Source organism: Pseudoalteromonas sp. GCY (genome assembly GCF_016695175.1).
Taxonomy (GTDB): domain Bacteria; phylum Pseudomonadota; class Gammaproteobacteria; order Enterobacterales; family Alteromonadaceae; genus Pseudoalteromonas.
The window spans coordinates 1,022,197-1,039,930 of record NZ_CP068022.1 but is presented as its reverse complement, the minus strand read 5'-3'; the positions used below and the strand labels follow the sequence as shown (position 1 = coordinate 1,039,930).

Genomic DNA, 17,734 nt, shown 5'->3' with positions numbered 1-17,734 from the left:
ATATAAGTGGTACAAAGTTTATACAATAATAAAGACATTGATTTAAACTATGTTATTCAAGCTATTAATCCCGCTGTTAGCGTGGTTAATATGGTTTGGTGGCGTTGCATTTGCTACCACGGATCATCAATTTAACTTGCCTAAAGCGACTTTGCAGCAGCGTTTACTCGATATTGCTGCGCAAAGTGGCTGGCAGTTAAGTGCAGCTGAAATTCCAGATAACATTAGCGTTGAGCAGGTAACTGGCCGCTTCACCCTCGAACAAATCTTGCTCACCAGCTTTCAACAAGCCGCCTACGACTTTTCCCTAGACCCAGAGCAGCAGCGTATTTTTGTGACTCCTAAAAAACTTGAGTCTGCACAACACTTTGAGCGCATTATCGTAACGGGTGTAAGCGGCAAAAACCGTAGCATTTTAAACTCGTCTATTTCAATCACTCAGCTTGCAAGCCTACAACTTGAAAAACAAACACCGTATTCCAGTGCAGAAGCGCTTAAAAATATCACCGGCTTTTGGGTTGAAGACTCGGGTGGTGAAACTAACAATAATGTTGCACCAAGGGGACTTAGAGGCGGCGAGGGGTTTAGATTTATCAGCCTGATGGAAGATGGATTGCCCGTGACCTATGACGGCATTTGGGGGGACTTTTTTTTACGTCCAGACTTAACCCATCAAGCTATTGAAGCGGTGCGTGGCGGCAGTAGCGGTATTTTTACAGTGAACGGGCCTGCGGCAATGGTGAACTATATCGGCAGGCGAGGCTCAGAAAATCCTTTTAATTTAGTGAAAGTGAGTCAGGGATTGAGCTATGACTACACTCGTTTTGATGGCGTGTTTAGCGGAGCTTTGAATGATGAATGGTTTTATACTGTAGGCGGGTTTTATCGTACTTCCGACGGTATTCGGGAGCCGGGCTATCAAAGCGACTTAGGCGGCCAGGTGAGTGCGCGCGTGAGCTGGTTAACCGATGCATTTGAGCTTGATTTTAGCTATAAACATTTAAACGATAAAACCAGCTTTTACGCGCCTTTAGTGATGCAAAACAGCGATGAAATTCGAGAGCTGGCGAGCCTGCCTTATGACGATGGAACCCTACTGAGCGACGACCTAAGGTCGCTCACCTTCTTCACTCCGGAAGGACGTGTGCAGCGTGACTTAGAAGACGCTCAGCAAACACGCCTAAATAGCTACACTTTACTGTTTAATACGCCGCTTTTTGAACACCTTAACCTGAGCAATCGTGCGCGATTTTCAAGCCTAAACAATGACTTGTATACCTTAATGAATTTGGGCAACCAAACCATAGTCGACGCCACAAGCCGATTGCAACACGCTGATATCATGGAATTTAAACGCCATTTTGCAAATAGCGCATTGCGTCCTCGATACTTACGTTATTCAGATAACACCTTAGTTGCCAACCCCGCAACGCTTAATGGTAATGGTCTCGTGACTGCTAGCTATCCTTTATATTCACGTTACAAGCAACAGCAGCTGGTAAATCATTTTAGTGTGGATTATCTCGACGCGCAGTGGTCACTGACCCTCGGCCATATTTACGCACGAAGTAATTTCGACGAGTTACCACTAGATAAATGGCTTGGCGCGTTACTAACGGATGTAAAGCATCAACCAGAGCGGCTGGACATCGTACTGGTTGATACGCAAGAAAAGGTGATTGCCAATTTTACCGAGCAAGGCTTTTTATCTTACGCCGGCCCCGTTTATTTAAGCGGTAGCGGCTTGTCTCAATCACATTCGCTGTATGCCAATATTGACTGGCAGCTCACTGAAAACCTTAGGGTTGACTTGGCGCTTCGTAATGAACACCTGAATCTCACCAGCACGCTACTAGAGGGGGTAAAGTCGTACACCGACTCATCAAAAGCCGCTTATTCTCACTATCTCCCGGCTGCCACTTTACGTGATTCCTTTACGCAAAATGCGCTCAGTATTGGCGCAAATTACCAAATCGGCGACGCTATGGCGATATTTGCACGTTATTCCGATGCCTTTGAAATGCCACGGCTCATTAATTACGGCAATGGCCGCGGGTGGGCCAAAAGTGAAGAAGCGCGCGTACAACAAGATTTTGGTCAACCCATTCGCTTGGCGTTAGGTGAAGTTGGACTGCGTTATCAAACCGCTGATTGGCAGTTTAGTGGTGCGTTATTTGAAACCAAGTTTGATCCGCTCCCGCTTACGGTATATCGCGGCGCGGCTACGACTCAACAAGCCGTTTCAATCAATACCCAAACACGAGGGTTGGAGTTCGAATTTGACTATCAATATAGTCCGGCCTTGCAATTTAGAGCGATAGGTGTGTGGCAAGACGCTGGGTTTTACGGTATTCCTACGCAATTGCCACAAAGCGAATTTAATGGCAATCAAATAACGCGGACGCCGGAGTTACAACTACGACTGACGCCGGAATACAAAGCAGGACCTATTACCGCGGCCATCACCTGGTCGTATGTTGGTAAGCGCTATTCGGATATCGCTAATCGGTTTGCCTTACCAGCCTATCAAACATGGGACTTATTTACCGAGTTGGCAATTAATGAGCAGCTCAGCGCACAGCTTGAGGTTAAAAACCTCACCAATGCTTTGGGATTGACTGAGGGCAATCCTAGGGACGATCTAAGCCATCAAGAGGCCATTTTTTACGCTAGACCTATTTTTGGTCGCACCATCAAACTTTCGTTAAGTTATCAGTTTTAAACAAAACCGCTCTTATTCGAGTGATTCTATTCCTTGACTTAAAGTGAACTTGAAGTTGTATGCTCCTCTTTAACGAATCACAGTGAACAAACGATAAGAGGCAGAGGCAATGCAAAATAGCTTAGATAAAATCGTCAATGATATAAAAGCCAACTGGAGCGGGTTAAATTCAAGCACCACAGTAACAGTACGTGAGTTGTTAAGCGAACTTACTCAGTCTTCACCGCACGAGCCTTGGCTTGCGAGCATTATGCGTGAAAGGCTGGCATCAAAAACACTCTACCAAGACCCTGAATATGGTTTTATGCTGCTAGTCCATGCCGAAGAAAAGGGCACGTACCGCCCGCCCCATGATCACGGCGCAGGTTGGGTATTTTATGCCGTGCAATCTGGTGAAATGAAAATGACAACTTACAAACCCATCACCACAGCAAACGGCGAAACCCACCTCGTATCCAGAGGAACAGACACGCTCAAAGCCGGCGATTGCCGAGTGTTTCTACCCGGCGATATACACGACACCCGCTGCTTAACAGATAACTTCGTTCAATATCGTTTAACCAGTTGTGACTTTAAAGAAGAGAAACGCTCAGGACGGATGATCCAGTATTTGAGTGAGGTGTAGTGGTTTGCAAAAACTCAAGGCGATAGTTGGTTTAATTGTCGTTGCTGACATCTAATCATGCAGTTTTGAAGGGGCTATAAACAATAAGTTGTATCTACTGATTTAGGTAGCGATTGGAACGCAATAGGAGATTATGGCGTAACGCCCCTATATGTGTTTGCCGTAAGCGATTTTAACGGCTAACTGACATAACGAAGTTGAACAGGTTTAAGCGTTGGCAACTTGACCGGAGAAGGTTCATATGTGTTAGGTTCTTCTGCTATTTTTCCCTATACTATTTGCTGGGGGTCGCAATAAATCAATTAAATACGCCTCGATAGCCACAATTTCAAACCACGAATCCCTTGGGACTGGCAGAATACCGATTGTTTTAACCTCATCATACCACTTAGAGTTTTTAGCGAAGTGCTTACTCATGCGGTAACCGAGGATCTCAGCTTTACCAATATACTGTAGTTCTTCTTTATTATTAAAAAAGAAATACACACAAGGCTCATCAGTATAAGTACGTAGTAATCCTTTATCAGCCCAAAGCGAGGACCAGTTGCTTTGAGTCACAGTAGTTGATTGAAAGCATTCAACTAGGGAATCTATCCCTGGACGTTTAAATTTAGTATCAAATTCAGCTATTGCTTCTTTTACAGACTCAACGTTCATTTTTGATTCCATGCTCCATGAATCTAAAGCCTCGCTTAACCGGCGCAAAATAGCAGGCTAAAATTAGCGACGAAGGAGCGCTAGCCTGCTGTTTTGCGTCCTTGGTTGAAGCGTTTGATACTTATTGAACCTTCTCCCCGAAGTTTAGCGAACAGCTAAACTTCAAGGCGACGAAACCCAAAGGAGAAAGCTCAATGAAATTCTATACTACTTTTCATAAATATTATTGTGGAATTGACCTTCATGCACGCACTTTATACGTTTGCATTATTGATGAGCGTGGTAATAAAGTTGTTCATCAGAAAATAAAAGCTGATAAACATGAATTACTTAGACTGATTTCGCCCTATCTCAAAGATATCGTTATGCTTACTTGACCGGATAAGGTTCATATGTGTTATGTTTCTTCTGCGATTACCTGTTTTGTAATTCTTCTACTTTTTAAGCTTTTAACCACTACAGGCATAGCAATTTGAAAGGAGCCTTCGGCATTTACTTCACTTATTGCTTTTTTAACGAAAGAAGTCATCTCGCTTTTTAGCGACAATCCATTTTCAATTGCTGATTTAGCAGCATCTTGCGCTAAATCACCAAATCGAGAAGTCATCCCAATCACTGCGACATCACCTTCTTGGATTTTCTCCCCCACAACATATACTTCAATCATCCCCTCAAGGGTTATCCGCTGCTTCATTGTGTATTTGATTAAAAGGTCAGATTCAGATGAAGGACAATTCACACCAAGAATGAACTCTGTGTACATTTCCTTCAGTGAGTTTTCATCTAGCTTATGTTTTTGAGCTGAACTTAAAGCCTTGTTTATTGAGTGCTCGACAACTTCAGCGATGTATTCTGCAGTCAATATACCGCGATAGTGTTTTTCAGGAATAAACATATTATCGCCATACACTGAACTACGAGCATTTTTTATTAAGTTATTGGAGTCACAGATTTTTTTTACAACATACTTACCATCGGTTTCAAAGTTTCCACTTTGAAAATCTATTCTTAATGTTGCTAAATGATTAGATATTAAATCAATCACATGCTGTGCAGTTAAGGTGCTCCCAGCGAAAGCGACAAAACATTCAAACTGCAAAAAAACATTGTTATATGACTTGAAGTTTTCCCCTATGAAGTAAGGCTGCCAAAGCTTGACAGGTATTTCTTTAATTTTTTTGAATCCAGATAATAGTGGAGAATGTCCATTTGAACTAAGGCTTGTAATTATACTGTCAGCTATTGCAAATAATCCTTCCTGCCTTACCCCTGTATTTTCTTTAATATTATCAATGCTTCGCCATGGGTTTTGATCAAAATTATATCCGGCAACAACTAATGTCATCGATACTCCTTAGAAACATAACATTTTAGTATTTATGCGACACGCAGTTTGTGTTGCATAATCGCTTGTTGGACTGAGCCGCTACCTGCTCGGTGTGTCAGAGTTGGTGTTGTTTATGCTATGGCTTACTTAGAAAAAACAGGCTTTTTGGAGGCTCTCACTTTCCTAGCTAGTGTAATCAGTTTAGCTAGTGTTATGTAAGCTTCCCTGCATCGCTCAGCGTTTGTTATGTATTCATTACACCTAAATTGGCCTTAATAAGCAATTATATTTTTTACGCGCACAGAGGCCGCTAGCCTGAGCAATTAAGTAGGTTAACTACTTGATTTTATAAAGCAGCCCTAATCAAGCATCCCCTCCTTGGCTAATATCAAAGCGCATCCATGCGCTTCTCGTTCATTCTTTTTAAACGACGAAAAAGAACGAACCAAGAAAACGTCGCCCCAGCATCACACTCAATCCTCAAATCCTAAGCCGATATAGTGCAACCGTCTTGTAAGGCACGTCCCTGTGCCAGACAAGACTTGGCCGACATCCTGTCGGCACATTGCATATCGGCTTACGCTTTTCGGGTGTGATGGAGGGGGAATAAGTTGCTTGTAAGATCTTCTACGTTTTTACGATGAAGCTGTTTGCAAGGGTTACAAAAACTATCAGCATAGTCTCCTAACTCACAATCTGAATCGTTTTGTGGGAGGCGGTTCACCCGCCGAGAAGTTACGCTTTTCGGGCGTGGTATTGACCGTTGTTTCTGGTTTTATCTACTAAAGCAGCAAATTTGCCTGCAAGCACCAAACAACACTATCAGCACCGTTTTCCTCCCTCATCACACCCGAAAGTAAAGTGCCAATGAGTCATTTCAACGCATGGATGCGTGAAAAGCTGTGACAGGGCCAAGGATGGCCCTTACACAGCGGTGACGTTCATATTGGCGATTTACTTGAGGAGTCAGTGTGATGTCGGGAGTGCCCTTTCTTTTGCATACTTGTTCTTTGGGCATCAAAGAAAAGTATGTCGTAGCCCATGGATGGGCGTCGAAACCAGTCAGGAGGACGGGCTGACTTAACTCGTCGTCTCGAGTCTTTTGGAAAAATCACCTTCCATGGCTCGTATCAAAGCGCATCCATACGCTTCTCGTTCATTCTTTTTAAACGACGCGATCGAGCGAACCAAGAAAACGTCGCCCCAGCATCACACTCAATCCTCAAATCCTAAGCCGATATAGTGCAACCGCCTTGTATGGCACATCCATGATGCCAGACAAGACTTGGCCGACATCCTGTCGGCACATTGCATATCGGCTTATGCTTTTCGGGTGTGATGGAGGGGGAATAAAGTTGCTTGTAAGATCTTCTACGCTTTTCGGGCGTGGTATTGACCGTTGTTTCTGGTTTTATCTACTAAAGCAGCAAATTTGCCTGCAAGCACCAAACAACACTATCAGCACCGTTTTCCTCCCTCATCACACCCGAAAGTAAAGTGCCAATGAGTCATTTCAACGCATGGATGCGTGAAAAGCTGTGACAGGGCCAAGGATGGCCCTTACACAGCGGTGGCGTTCATATTGGCGATTTACTTGAGGAGTCAGTGTGATGTTGGGAGTGCCCTTTCTTTTGCGCAACGATTCTTTGGGCATCAAAGAAAAGTAAGTCGTAGCCCATGGAGGGGCGTCGAAACCAGTCAGGAGGACGGGCTGACTTAACTCATCGTCTCGAGTCTTTTGGAAAAATCACCTTCCATGGTACGTATCAAAGCGCATCCATACGCTTCTCGTTCATTCTTTTTAAACGACGCGATCGAGCGAACCAAGAAAACGTCGCCCCAGCATCACACTCAATCCTCAAATCCTAAGCCGATATATAATACCAATTGCACTAAGTCTCCAATCAATTTGAAGGGTGAAATACCATATTAGCGTCGTTAAAAATTTCTCATTTAGAACAACTAAATAGCAAAATTTTTGCCTTGCCTATATGGATATAGGTACCTTGGCGGTAGCAGGACGCGAGAGCGGAGCTACTAAAGCTATTTCTCCGCTTCAAATTGCTCATTTACCTAATACAATTGGTATCGCAACCGTCTTGTAAGGCACGTCCATGATGCCAGACAAGACTTGGCCGACATCCTGTCGGCACATTGCATATCGGCTTACGCTTTTCGGGTGTGATGGAGGGGGAATAAGTTGCTTGTAAGATCTTCTACGATTTTTACGATGAAGCTGTTTGCAAGGGTTACAAAGGAAAATAACTGACACCCATCACAATTAGCAAACGGCGAAACCCACCCTGTATCCCGAGGAACAGACACGCTCAAAGCCGGCGATTGCCGAGTGTTTCTACCCGGCGAAATCCACGACACCCGCTGCTTAACAGATAACTTCGTTTAATATCGTCTAACCAGTTGTGACTTTAAAGAAGAGAAACGCTCTGGACGGATGATCTAGTATTTGAGTGAGGTGTAGTAAGCACCTATAGTCGAGAGTCTAATACTAAAGGTTTTGCTGTTGATTTTGTTGAATAAATAAAATAATAAAGAAACTTATATCTATTAGTTATATTTCGTGTATAGTGGGTGACTCAATAAGTTACCTATTAATGTAACATTTAGTTCAAGTTCTTCTCAGTTTCCTTTCGAACCAGTTCGTCATATATGCTCTGCGATATCTTTTCCTTTATTACATACTTAGTAACTAATATTTTTTAATATATCGAGGTATATATGTCTAACAAGATTTTAGGTTCAGTAAAATGGTTTAATGAGTTAAAAGGTTTTGGCTTTATTACACCTGAAAATGGTAGTCCAGATGTTTTTGTTCACTTTAAATCAATTGTAAGTGAAGGCTTTAAAACACTGAATGAAGGTCAAAAAGTGGCTTTTGATGTTGAGCAAGGGGCTAAAGGTCCAAATGCTGCTAACGTTACTTTGGTATAAGTAGCGAATAGACTGGAGAGGACTTCCAGTCAATATCCATCTCTCAAAGTAAAAGTCCATTTCAATATTAACACCATAATTTCATAAAACTCCATTTAATCGATGTGCGTTTTTTAACTCACATTGATAGGGAGTTTTATGCGTTTTTCGTTCATATTATTTTGTTTTGAGAGGTAGGATTTTAAATTGAAAAAACAGTCGAAAAAAAAGAGTGGCGAAGATGCGACTCTTGATAAAAGTAAGTCAAATAATATTCACGTTGTAAGAAGAAAAATCGAAGATATTCTGTCTGAACGAGAGCGAAAGAAATTATTGGGACTTTGATTTAAAGAGAAGTGAGCTATGGCTAGACCAAGAAGACAAAGTAGTAAAAGAACACGGAAAGAGGATTTTGAAGGTAAACTTGAACAAGTGGTAGGTGAATATCGTCAAGCAAAAGAAGTGCTTGATGCTCTTACGGAAGATTCGGTCGAATATAGCGAGCAAAAAGATAAGTGTGACAAGCTCTTTGCGCGTGCTGAACGTTTCATCAATAGACAGTCTTAAGACTCATAAACTTCAACATTAAAGCAAATGACAAGGCATGTATCTGCCTTTAATCCCGCTTTAAATTTGCTTACCTGAGTTGCAAAGTTCAAGGAATGAACCAAAAGCTAATATAGCAAAATTAGCGTTTATCTTAACTAATTCATCTGAACAAACCCTACATTAGTTCGCTCATCTAAACCACTTCTTTGTTTGTCTAAATAAAGGTAGTGGATCATAGCTACACTAATTTTTTATACACTTCCCTCTGATTCTATGACCAAAATTCTCGCCTTTCCACGAGGATGGGCAATATGCTCAGTGCCAAATGACGCATAAAAAAACCACCTGTGTGCAATAGGGCAAGTTAGTGGTGAGTGTCAGCGATTTCTTCTTGCTACAAAATCCGTTAGCATAAATGAACTAAGGGTCAGATTTGAGCAATGAACGGGCATTCAAAATATCCCTTCGTGTAGTTCATTTAGGCATGGACTTACATTTTCAAAAAACGACCAATTTCACACGGGTTTTCAATAGGTGGTCAATATGACTAATTAGTGGTTCTATTGAGTAATCTAGTCAAAAGTGAGAATGTTAACGTTATGAAATCATTGGTTTTTATGTTGGCGCAAACCTTGCTGTCTCAAGGTTTCTTTAATTTCATTATGGATTAAAAAATGAGAAACCTCGGATATTTTTTGTTTTTACTAATTTTTGCGTCAGGTTGTACTACAAACAATAGAGACCAAAGTCACACTCTCAACGAAGAAAAACACCAACCAAATGACGTTACTATTGTAGAAGAGGTCGTTTTTGAAAGCGAAGGTGTACAATTATCAGGGAGCATGTATATACCTAAAGATGCGCGAGCTGCGGTAGTATTAGTGCACGGCTCTGATCCTGTCCCACGAATGACTAAGTTAGCACAGTCACTGGCTAAGAGAGACTTACTAGTTTTGACGTACGACAAGCGTGGGGTTGGTGAATCTGGTGGCGTTTACGTAGGGCCTCAGGTGGGAACCAATAATATAAGTGTTGATAATTTAACTTTGCTTGCGAAAGATGCAAGTGCTGCGGTAGATGTCGTTCATGGCTATGACAAAGAGTTATCGATTGGACTTATTGGCGCGAGTCAGGCTGGCTGGATTATTCCAATTGCCGCACTCAATAATCAATCAGTAGAGTTTATGGTTCTCTTCAGTAGCCCTACAATCACAACTCTGGAACAACTTAGATTTCAGTTTTATACAAATGGTAGAGAAGACTTTTGGAAAACTCATACTGATGAAGAATCGCGTGAACATACTTTAAATGATCCTGACAGATATGATTTTAAAGCAACGGACCCGAAAATTTCTTTGAATTCTTTATCGATACCTGGGCTCTGGCTCTTCGGAGAGCAGGACATACAAGTCCCAGTCAAAATGTGTATCGAGCAACTGAATAGGATGAAAGCTAAAGGCAAGCCTTTTGAATATGTATTATTTCCATCGCTAGGCCACAATACTAATAAAGCAGAGCCTCTAGATATTGCGATACAATGGATAAAGCAAAATAATTTTTCCCACTAATTCGCAATTGTTGTTTTGCTGATGTTGATCAAATAGAAGAGCGTAGTTAACTAATGGCTCAAATGTGACGAAGCGGCTATGCCGAGCGTCACTGAGCTCTCTTGCTGCTAGGTCGACTATATGAGCACCCTAAATGAATCTCCGCTTCTGATAGTTCAAGTTTAGACTTGTCCAGTTTAACGGGTATCGGTGTTTAACACCGGCCCAAACCTTATACGCTACCTTCTGATTCTATGACCAAAATTCTCGCCTCGCCACGAGGATGGGCAACATGCTCAGTGCCAATTGACGCATAAAAAATATCACCAGTTTGCAATAGGGTTGATTGCTCAACGCCATTCTCTTTATAAAACATGTCAACCGTGCCATCTAACACGACAAAGACTTCTTCACCGTCATTAACATGCCACTTATAAGGCTGATCAGTCCAATGCAGGCGGGTTGTAATACCATTCATATTGGCGATGTCTTTTGCGCCCCAAGCGCGTTGTGCTGTGAATGTTTTGCTTCTAATTATTTCCATGATGCTTCCAGCTAACTATATGGTCTAAACCCATAATGACTCCCGTGCTGCGTTTAGTAGAGTAATGAGTCCTATGTGGGAGCCATTACTCTACTGTTTTTATATCGTGAGTAAGACACTTAACCTAAGCGTTTTTTGGCGTTTCTTTTCTCTTCCATCGCTCGCATTTTCCTAATGGCCCAGCCATCAATGGTCATAATAAATAAGATTAGTATTAGCAAATATGTAAGGGCTGTTACTATTAAAGGATATGAGTCGTACAGTAAACGAATTGGAATAGCCAAGCTTTCTGAGAGGCCTATCAATTCTGGATGCCTAAGAATATGTTCACCAATCATTCCAAGGCAGAGTATGGCGACAAAGCCATAAATATACGAGATCGCAATTTGTTCTTTGGCTGTATTATTGTTATTGAAAAGCTTGAATTTGAAAGGCGTGATACTGCGTAAATAATTAATGAGTGAAACACGATAAACAATTAAAAGCAGAGTCATGATGTTTAGAGAAAAATATACGCTTTGAGATATGATTAAATCCCATGGCAAAATAGGCTTTATCGATAGGTCGATAATCTTTTCAAAAAATAGCACCCAAGCCAAATATACTCTATGTCCATCTTTGCGGCATAGGATTATTATATTGATGAGTAAAATAAAGAAGATTATTTCAGTAACTGAAATTCTCGGACTGTCGAATAAGCTCGCTAAATATTGCATTTTTTATCCCACTGTACAGTTGGAAAGGTCACTGTTTCAGTCACTTTCTTGTAAACAGCTTGAGGGTCTCCACCGACATCTCCGCCGCCACCAACACCGCCAAATACATGTTTACATTGTTGTATGTTTAACTTTGTTTTTTCGTGTCTTGAATGAGGTTTCATTGCGGTAAGTCTCCATTAAACTCTGCAAAAACATATTCACATTGCCGCGCCTTTAGATTTTCTTGTTGGTTTTTACGCATGCAGTTCATCGCTTAGCGGTCTCCATCGTCTAGCTTATCTAAAAATTGTTGGCGTTCCTCTTTCGAAACCGAACTGAGTAACGATTTTAAGTATCGCACAGTAGCTGGGTTTAGTAACAGTACTCTAGCAGGGTTTTGTTTTACTTTATGTTTTTTAGCCAAATACTTGTTTACACACTCCTCATAAGCACCATGAGAAGGTTTGCAATATTCGTTTTCCCAATTACTGATTGTTTGGTGAGAGACACCCATATTTAAGAATTTAGCAAAACCTCGAAGACTAAGGCCGAGCGATAAACGCATGTAGAGAATATTTTCACCACTGAACTTAGAGCCAATTAAGCTAAGATCTTCGATCATTTTCGTCTTGCCTTTTTCCTGCTCTGTCATCGTCCTTGCCAAATTTATGAATGGGTGAATATGTATAATTGTGAAATTTATGTTTCTTACTGTCAATGTTTTATTTTTAACTGTAACCACTATGAATCGTCAAACACATTGGACAAAAGCTCATATATTCTCTTACTTCTAGAGCATGTGATAATTATTAGTGCAGGTGAGTGCAATATGCGTTCAAGTATTCATAAGACTATTTATTCACACTTTTTTAACTTTTAAGATGGTGAGCGATGAAGGAACAAACTCAGAAAGTAAAACCAAAAGAATCATACTTTAAGTTGCTGTACATCATGCTAAGCGGGCAATGCAATTACTTTAGTCTTGAGCGAAAACATGCAAATCTTCACTGCCCTTTATGTGCACTTCGAAGAGGTCATACTCGAGGGCACAATAATGATTAATCAAAGTCAACCAACAGAAAGACGGGAAAAAGTAGTAAAGCCCAAAGCGGCGCAAAAACAGCACTATCCAAGCAAAGTATTATGGGATAAGCGAATATGGCAAACTTACCTCTGTTAAAAATTAAACTCTGCTTATGGGCAGAGTTATATCGCAAGTATTAACTTATTCCAATTACCATGAAAGCGCGAATTCACTTCGGTGAGTGCAGACCTAAGCGATTACCTTCTGTATCTATAAATAACGCGAAGAAACCGCTTTCGTCTGCATGTGGGGTTTTGGGGGTCAGTATTTTCCCACCGCTTTCTTCTACTTTTGATAGCACTTGCTGTAAGTCTTCACCCGCGTTTAAATACAGAGTGACGCCAGTGCTGGAAGGAGTGTAACCTTCGCCTTGAACAATCACACCTACGGTAGATTGCCCTTCGTACGGGAAGAGTGCCATTGTCATTTCAGGCATATCTATGGTTTCAATGGAGACCGCAAAAATGCGGCTGTAGAACTTTACGGCGCGCGTTATGTCGGTTGCTGGAATTTCAAAAATTGATGCGAAGCTGTGCATGTTGTCGTCCTTATTTTCTATGTGTGTCGGCTAGCTATTGGTGATTAGGCTGGACTCGTTTAAGATTCAACGAGTTCGACTTTAAGATAGCGTGGGGAGACAACAATTAATTGTAAAAAAGCGACAGGACTATTTATAGAAAAGCCGTGAAAGCGTCATGCTTTCGTCATCGAGAAACTCTCGCGGGTTTACCCCTGTAAGCGCTTTAAAGTCCTTAATAAAGTGAGACTGATCATAATAATTGCTTTTATAAGCGATGTTGGTGAGATTGTCTTCACGATTTATGATGAGTGTTAAAGCGCTTTGCAAGCGCACAAGTTTACTTAAATGTTTTGGACTGATACCGACAAGGTCTAAAAACTTCCGCTCTAGTTGGCGCCTTTTATTGGGATTTGATTTGGTGATTGCATTAACCGATATATCGCCATTTTGTGCAAAGATAATGTCTACCGTTGCTTTTACAATGTGCTCAATTGTCCGCGGGTCGCTCAGCTTGTGAAGGAGAAAGGCCTCTAAAATCTCAATCCTTTGGCTTGTGTTTCGCGCTTGGATGATATCGCTTTCAAGCTTTGCGGCCTCATCGTGTTTAAATAATTCGTAAATCGATGTTTCCTGATTTTTTAAGTTTTTTATAGGTTTCGAAATAAAGTGGGAAAAGGCATAAGGAAAAAAGCTGGCTGCAAAGGTGTGAACGTATCCGGTTGGTTGAATATAAAAAGGTGAAACGGTTTGTCCTAGTACCATTGCGCGCGGTTGCAGTATGTAGTCATGTTCTGATGTATAGCGCTTAATATCGTCGCCCAATATAAAGGCCAGCTCAATGCAGCCGTCGGGGACAATGCGTTGCTTTGCAGCATTTTTATCTACAGTAATTTCCAATGTCCAAAAGCAATTGATAAATGAGGATAAATTTTCACTAGGTAAAAATTTTTTGTAATCCATAAAACCTCCGCATCTAGCTATGGACGGTTGAAATTTAGAGCAAATAAAAACTAACCTGAGGTTTGGATAAGGAATGAGCTAATTCATTGTTTTTAATATTACATTAAATTATTTCCTTATCTAGCCAGAGAGTTTTGGGGATAACAAGGCGAATTTACGTACCAATAGCTGGCTATTGGTACGTAAATTCAACGCTGTTAGCGCAAAAACTGGCTGCTAGAAAGGCATTAATTATCCGAAGCTCAGGTTAACTAGATTAGACTCTGGTACACTTAACAACCGTCTTATGGTCTGCTTTTTAGACGCGCTATACTTGCTACTGGCCTTTATTGATATGCTTATTTATCCAATCTTGGTAATAAGATACACGCGTTAATACTGCGGTTGACCCGTATTTGCCTAAAGTATAATTTTCCAAATCGCCTTCAATTTCTCTCCACGCTGCTAATCCAACCAATACCGGTGTTGAGCCTTGATAAATGATTGCTGCGCCGCCGCTATCTCCAGAACCGATGGTGCCTTCTAATGGCAACGCATCGGCTCCTTGTTCGAAGGTAAATCTGAGCCAGTGTGCTTTTGCTTCTGTGATCACGTTGTTGTAAACATGCATTTGATAGTCGTCTTGAGTGAAAGCCCAATCTGAGAAATATTTGGTGACTTGATACCATGCATAGGTAGTTAAGCTTGGTCCTTCAGAGTCGTGCTCTTCACCTGTTATCCCCGTTCCGATAGCGCCGCGACCAAACCCGGTTATTTCCATGCCTAACTCTTCATTTCCCTCATATATGGCGATGGGTTGAATGTGTGTTACCGGCTTACTTAAGCGAATTAATGCAATGTCTTTGGCGTTATTTAGCTGCTCCATAAGCGGTGCTGGGTCGCCTTCACTCCAATCACCTTCCACCTTTTTGTAATCCGGATGAATAATGATTTGTGCAATTTGATTTTCAACGCCATGCACCATGATAGGTTTGTCTTGGTAGTCATACATAAACGTATAAATTACGTGAGCTGGTGCCAATAACCAATGCTTATCGATTAACACCGATCCGCCTTGAAATGGCATATCAACATAAAACTGCGGGATGCTTTTAACCTTATACAAGTCAGGGTCAACATCATGTCTTTTGACAACCGCATGGTTCTGAAAAGAGGCAAACATGAGCAAAAAAATGGCAAGGTATTTCATCATTATTCCTTATTTATTATGTTGTTATTATTTCCAAAGAGGCCAATAAATCATCATACTGAAACTTTCTTTTCAATGCATTAATAAATGTACCTATTTTTTTATGATGCTCTCTCCTTCAAAAATATCTGTACGCTCACGAGATTAAAAGAAATAAAAACAAATGGTTATTGTCATGCTATGACGCCAAAAATATTGCAAATTAGTTGGGGGAAGTTAGCAATATGTTCTGCAACCAAACCAGCTACAGTGTCGATTTACACCTTACCCGTTGAATGTTGCCGTCAGGGAAACGTCAGCAAAAATCATGAAGAAATCACCAATATTACAAGTGCTTAAAGGTCGGTTTTATTAGGCTGAGCAGCAGCTTTTGAGGAAGCTTTACAAATAAACTCTATTAAATAAAGAGGCACGTTATGACCAATAAAATAGTACAAAAAAGCTTTGTCACTCTAGCCATACTTATGAGCAGCTGCGAAGTGGCAGAAGCTAAAGGACCGTTTGAAGCGACTTCTGGAATACTCAAAGGTCCTTATCTTGGGCAAACGCCACCAGGCCTAATCGCTAAGCCTTTTGCTCCTGGTATTGTGAATACCGAAGAATGGGGAGACTCTGGTGGCTTCTCTCTTGATATGAACAAATTCTATGTTAGCAGGTGGAAGCACACCTCTGATGCCAAAGAGCCTGAGTCTCTTGTTTTTACAAGAGTGGGTGATAGCTGGCAAAGGGCAGTGATGGCAAAAGGAGAGCGTAGGCCATTTTTCTCGCCAGATGGGAAAACGCTCCGTTATGGAGCCAAATATAAGGAGCGTACCGCTGAAGGGTGGTCCGAGATGAAAAGCTTAGGCCCCGAATTTGAAAAGTACCCCATCATGGGGCTTTCAGCATCGGCTAAGGGCACGCTAGTTTTTGATGAGAGAACTTCAGATGGCAATGGGGTGCTCCGTTATTCGCTGCTAATTGACGGGAAACGACAACCACCTGAACCGCTAAGTAAAGCAATCAATACAGGTAAATGGAATGCACACCCTTATATTGCGCCAGATGAAAGTTACATCATGTGGGATAGTGTAAGAGAAACTGGCTTTGGTAGTAGTGATCTTTATATTAGTTTTCGTGCAAAAGATGGCTCTTGGGGAGAAGCTATTAATTTGGGAGATAAAGTCAATACGGAAGCTGAAGAAGGTGGACCACATTTTACACCTGACGGAAAGTATTTCCTTTTTAGTAGAATGGTGCCGCATGCAAACGGTAAAAAAGGTTCTCAATCAGATCTTTATTGGATTGATGCGCAGTTTATAAAGGATCTGAAACCAATAGATTAAGTATTAAGCACTATATTTAAAGCTGCTTGACAACTCTTATATCTTTGTTCCTTCGTTATGATGTATTGCTAATGCTAAACTAAAAGGCTTGGGGGCTACTTACATATTACAAATGCGGTAGCGTACCCAAGCTAATTCCTTGTTAGTCTTTAACTTTCCGTTATTGTCGTTAGTTTAATATTCCCGATAGAATTAGAGCCAGTATGATAGCTATGTATGTTTTGTTATTTATATTGTCAGCGTACGGGTAAGCTGCACATACTGGATAAGGATAGTCAGGGCCTACCAATTGTGATTTTCCTAGTGATGCGGGTGGATCTATTCTAGGTGGTAATGGACCGATAAATAGCTTTCTAAAAAGGGTATCTCTCATATTTCCCTACCATGGAATAAAACCGAACTCTGAAGTGTCAGAACAGCATTAAGGTTAAGTTAATTTATGTGCTCATAGCATGTCAAAGTTAAGGTTTTTGTAATTAAGGGCGAGTTATTGATAGAGGAAAGTCAGTAACTCGTTAACCTAGCGCTATACTATTTTGAATTAATTTAAAGGAGTAATGGTATGATAAGGACCGTATTTACACTCATTTTTTTCTTTTGGGCAACCAGTCTTAGCGCTCAAGAGTTGATCCTATCGAAGGTCATCAAGTTAAATGTCGACTCACCTATTATTATTTCGCATGTATCTGAAACGTTAGTGTTGACGTTTGAAGATAATAAGTTGCTTCACGAAACGTTAGATCCGCAAAAATTTATACCTGCTGTTGATTTATCTGGGCATGAACATCAATTTATACGGAGTTTGTTTGAGGTCGATTCAAGAATGAAATTGCCTGCTTGGCTCCAGGTACTTTCAGAAGAGATCGCAAACTCTTTTCCAATACAGAATGTTCAGCAGAAATCAATTGACGATATTACGATATTTAGTAGTTACAACAAAGAGGAAGCGCATGGAATAGTGTTTGTTCTTGAAGCACAAGTTATTCATAAAATAGAGGTTTTTGGACAACAAATACAGTTTCAAAATGTGATAAACAAAATAGTTAAAAGGAGTTAGTA

The 17,734-nt window shown here is 41.0% G+C and carries 17 protein-coding genes and 1 pseudogene; 9 read left to right on the top strand and 9 right to left on the bottom strand.

What is annotated here, in order from left to right; all coding sequences use genetic code 11:
- Positions 1-49 precede the first annotated feature (49 nt).
- Both JJQ94_RS04190 and JJQ94_RS04185 read left to right on the top strand, forming a co-directional pair.
- Complete coding sequence (locus JJQ94_RS04190) at positions 50-2,722, top strand: TonB-dependent receptor (protein WP_099029847.1); 2,673 nt, start codon at positions 50-52, stop codon at positions 2,720-2,722.
- 109 nt (positions 2,723-2,831) lie between these two features.
- Entirely contained in the window at positions 2,832-3,347 is a 516-nt protein-coding gene (locus tag JJQ94_RS04185; RefSeq protein ID WP_099029848.1) for a hypothetical protein, read from the top strand.
- Between the two features lie 246 nt (positions 3,348-3,593).
- On the opposite strand, the gene JJQ94_RS04180 is transcribed toward JJQ94_RS04185, so the two are convergent.
- Entirely contained in the window at positions 3,594-4,004 is a 411-nt protein-coding gene (locus tag JJQ94_RS04180; RefSeq protein WP_172439917.1) for a GIY-YIG nuclease family protein, read from the bottom strand.
- 194 nt (positions 4,005-4,198) lie between these two features.
- On the opposite strand from JJQ94_RS04180, the pseudogene JJQ94_RS24415 reads away from it, so the two are divergent.
- Positions 4,199-4,372: pseudogene (locus tag JJQ94_RS24415) on the top strand (IS110 family transposase); the annotation flags it as partial.
- Positions 4,373-4,401: 29 nt separating this feature from the next.
- On the opposite strand, the gene JJQ94_RS04175 reads toward JJQ94_RS24415, so the two are convergent.
- The gene (locus tag JJQ94_RS04175) at positions 4,402-5,349 is read right to left on the bottom strand and encodes a hypothetical protein (RefSeq protein WP_099029850.1); all 948 of its coding nucleotides are present in this window, start codon (positions 5,347-5,349) and stop codon (positions 4,402-4,404) included.
- A gap of 2,718 nt (positions 5,350-8,067) precedes the next feature.
- Between JJQ94_RS04175 and cspE the strand changes: the two genes are divergently transcribed.
- The 3 genes from cspE (at position 8,068) to JJQ94_RS04160 (ending at position 10,376) form a co-directional block, all read left to right on the top strand.
- Positions 8,068-8,280 carry a transcription antiterminator/RNA stability regulator CspE gene (gene cspE, locus JJQ94_RS04170; protein WP_010375758.1) on the top strand — a complete coding sequence of 71 codons (213 nt, stop codon included), beginning with the start codon at positions 8,068-8,070 and terminating at the stop codon, positions 8,278-8,280.
- 342 nt (positions 8,281-8,622) lie between these two features.
- A complete protein-coding gene (locus JJQ94_RS04165; protein WP_099029851.1) occupies positions 8,623-8,826 on the top strand; it encodes a hypothetical protein in 204 nt (67 codons plus the stop codon).
- A 656-nt stretch (positions 8,827-9,482) separates the two neighbouring features.
- Entirely contained in the window at positions 9,483-10,376 is an 894-nt protein-coding gene (locus tag JJQ94_RS04160; RefSeq protein WP_099029852.1) for an alpha/beta hydrolase family protein, read from the top strand.
- Positions 10,377-10,587: 211 nt separating this feature from the next.
- On the opposite strand, the gene JJQ94_RS04155 is transcribed toward JJQ94_RS04160, so the two are convergent.
- The 4 genes from JJQ94_RS04155 to JJQ94_RS04140 form a co-directional block, all read right to left on the bottom strand.
- Positions 10,588-10,899, bottom strand: a complete 312-nt coding sequence (locus JJQ94_RS04155) for a cupin domain-containing protein (RefSeq protein ID WP_099029853.1) — start codon at positions 10,897-10,899, stop codon at positions 10,588-10,590.
- A gap of 119 nt (positions 10,900-11,018) precedes the next feature.
- On the bottom strand, positions 11,019-11,615 hold the full coding sequence (locus JJQ94_RS04150; protein WP_099029854.1) for a hypothetical protein: 597 nt from the start codon (positions 11,613-11,615) through the stop codon (positions 11,019-11,021).
- On the bottom strand, positions 11,603-11,779 hold the full coding sequence (locus tag JJQ94_RS04145; RefSeq protein WP_172439918.1) for a hypothetical protein: 177 nt from the start codon (positions 11,777-11,779) through the stop codon (positions 11,603-11,605). Before JJQ94_RS04145 ends, JJQ94_RS04150 begins: the two co-directional genes overlap by 13 nt.
- Before the next feature lie 92 nt (positions 11,780-11,871).
- Positions 11,872-12,249 (bottom strand): helix-turn-helix domain-containing protein, encoded by a 378-nt coding sequence (locus tag JJQ94_RS04140; RefSeq protein ID WP_010603855.1) that lies wholly within the window; start codon positions 12,247-12,249, stop codon positions 11,872-11,874.
- A 402-nt stretch (positions 12,250-12,651) separates the two neighbouring features.
- Here JJQ94_RS04140 and JJQ94_RS24290 point away from each other — a divergent pair, with 402 nt between their 5' ends.
- On the top strand, positions 12,652-12,777 hold the full coding sequence (locus JJQ94_RS24290) for a hypothetical protein (RefSeq protein WP_269092895.1): 126 nt from the start codon (positions 12,652-12,654) through the stop codon (positions 12,775-12,777).
- 73 nt (positions 12,778-12,850) lie between these two features.
- Here JJQ94_RS24290 and JJQ94_RS04130 read toward each other — a convergent pair whose 3' ends face one another.
- From JJQ94_RS04130 to JJQ94_RS04120, 3 genes are all read right to left on the bottom strand, one after another.
- Entirely contained in the window at positions 12,851-13,219 is a 369-nt protein-coding gene (locus tag JJQ94_RS04130) for a VOC family protein (RefSeq protein ID WP_099029856.1), read from the bottom strand.
- 129 nt (positions 13,220-13,348) lie between these two features.
- Positions 13,349-14,161: a response regulator transcription factor gene (locus JJQ94_RS04125; protein ID WP_099029857.1), complete on the bottom strand. Its 813-nt coding sequence runs from the start codon at positions 14,159-14,161 to the stop codon at positions 13,349-13,351.
- Between the two features lie 316 nt (positions 14,162-14,477).
- Positions 14,478-15,353, bottom strand: coding sequence for a trypsin-like serine protease (locus JJQ94_RS04120; protein ID WP_236596440.1), 876 nt, complete (start codon positions 15,351-15,353; stop codon positions 14,478-14,480).
- Between the two features lie 413 nt (positions 15,354-15,766).
- Between JJQ94_RS04120 and JJQ94_RS04115 the strand changes: the two genes are divergently transcribed.
- Both JJQ94_RS04115 and JJQ94_RS04110 read left to right on the top strand, forming a co-directional pair.
- A complete protein-coding gene (locus JJQ94_RS04115) occupies positions 15,767-16,675 on the top strand; it encodes a TolB family protein (protein WP_216360646.1) in 909 nt (302 codons plus the stop codon).
- A 562-nt stretch (positions 16,676-17,237) separates the two neighbouring features.
- Complete coding sequence (locus JJQ94_RS04110) at positions 17,238-17,732, top strand: hypothetical protein (protein ID WP_099029859.1); 495 nt, start codon at positions 17,238-17,240, stop codon at positions 17,730-17,732.
- Positions 17,733-17,734 lie beyond the last annotated feature (2 nt).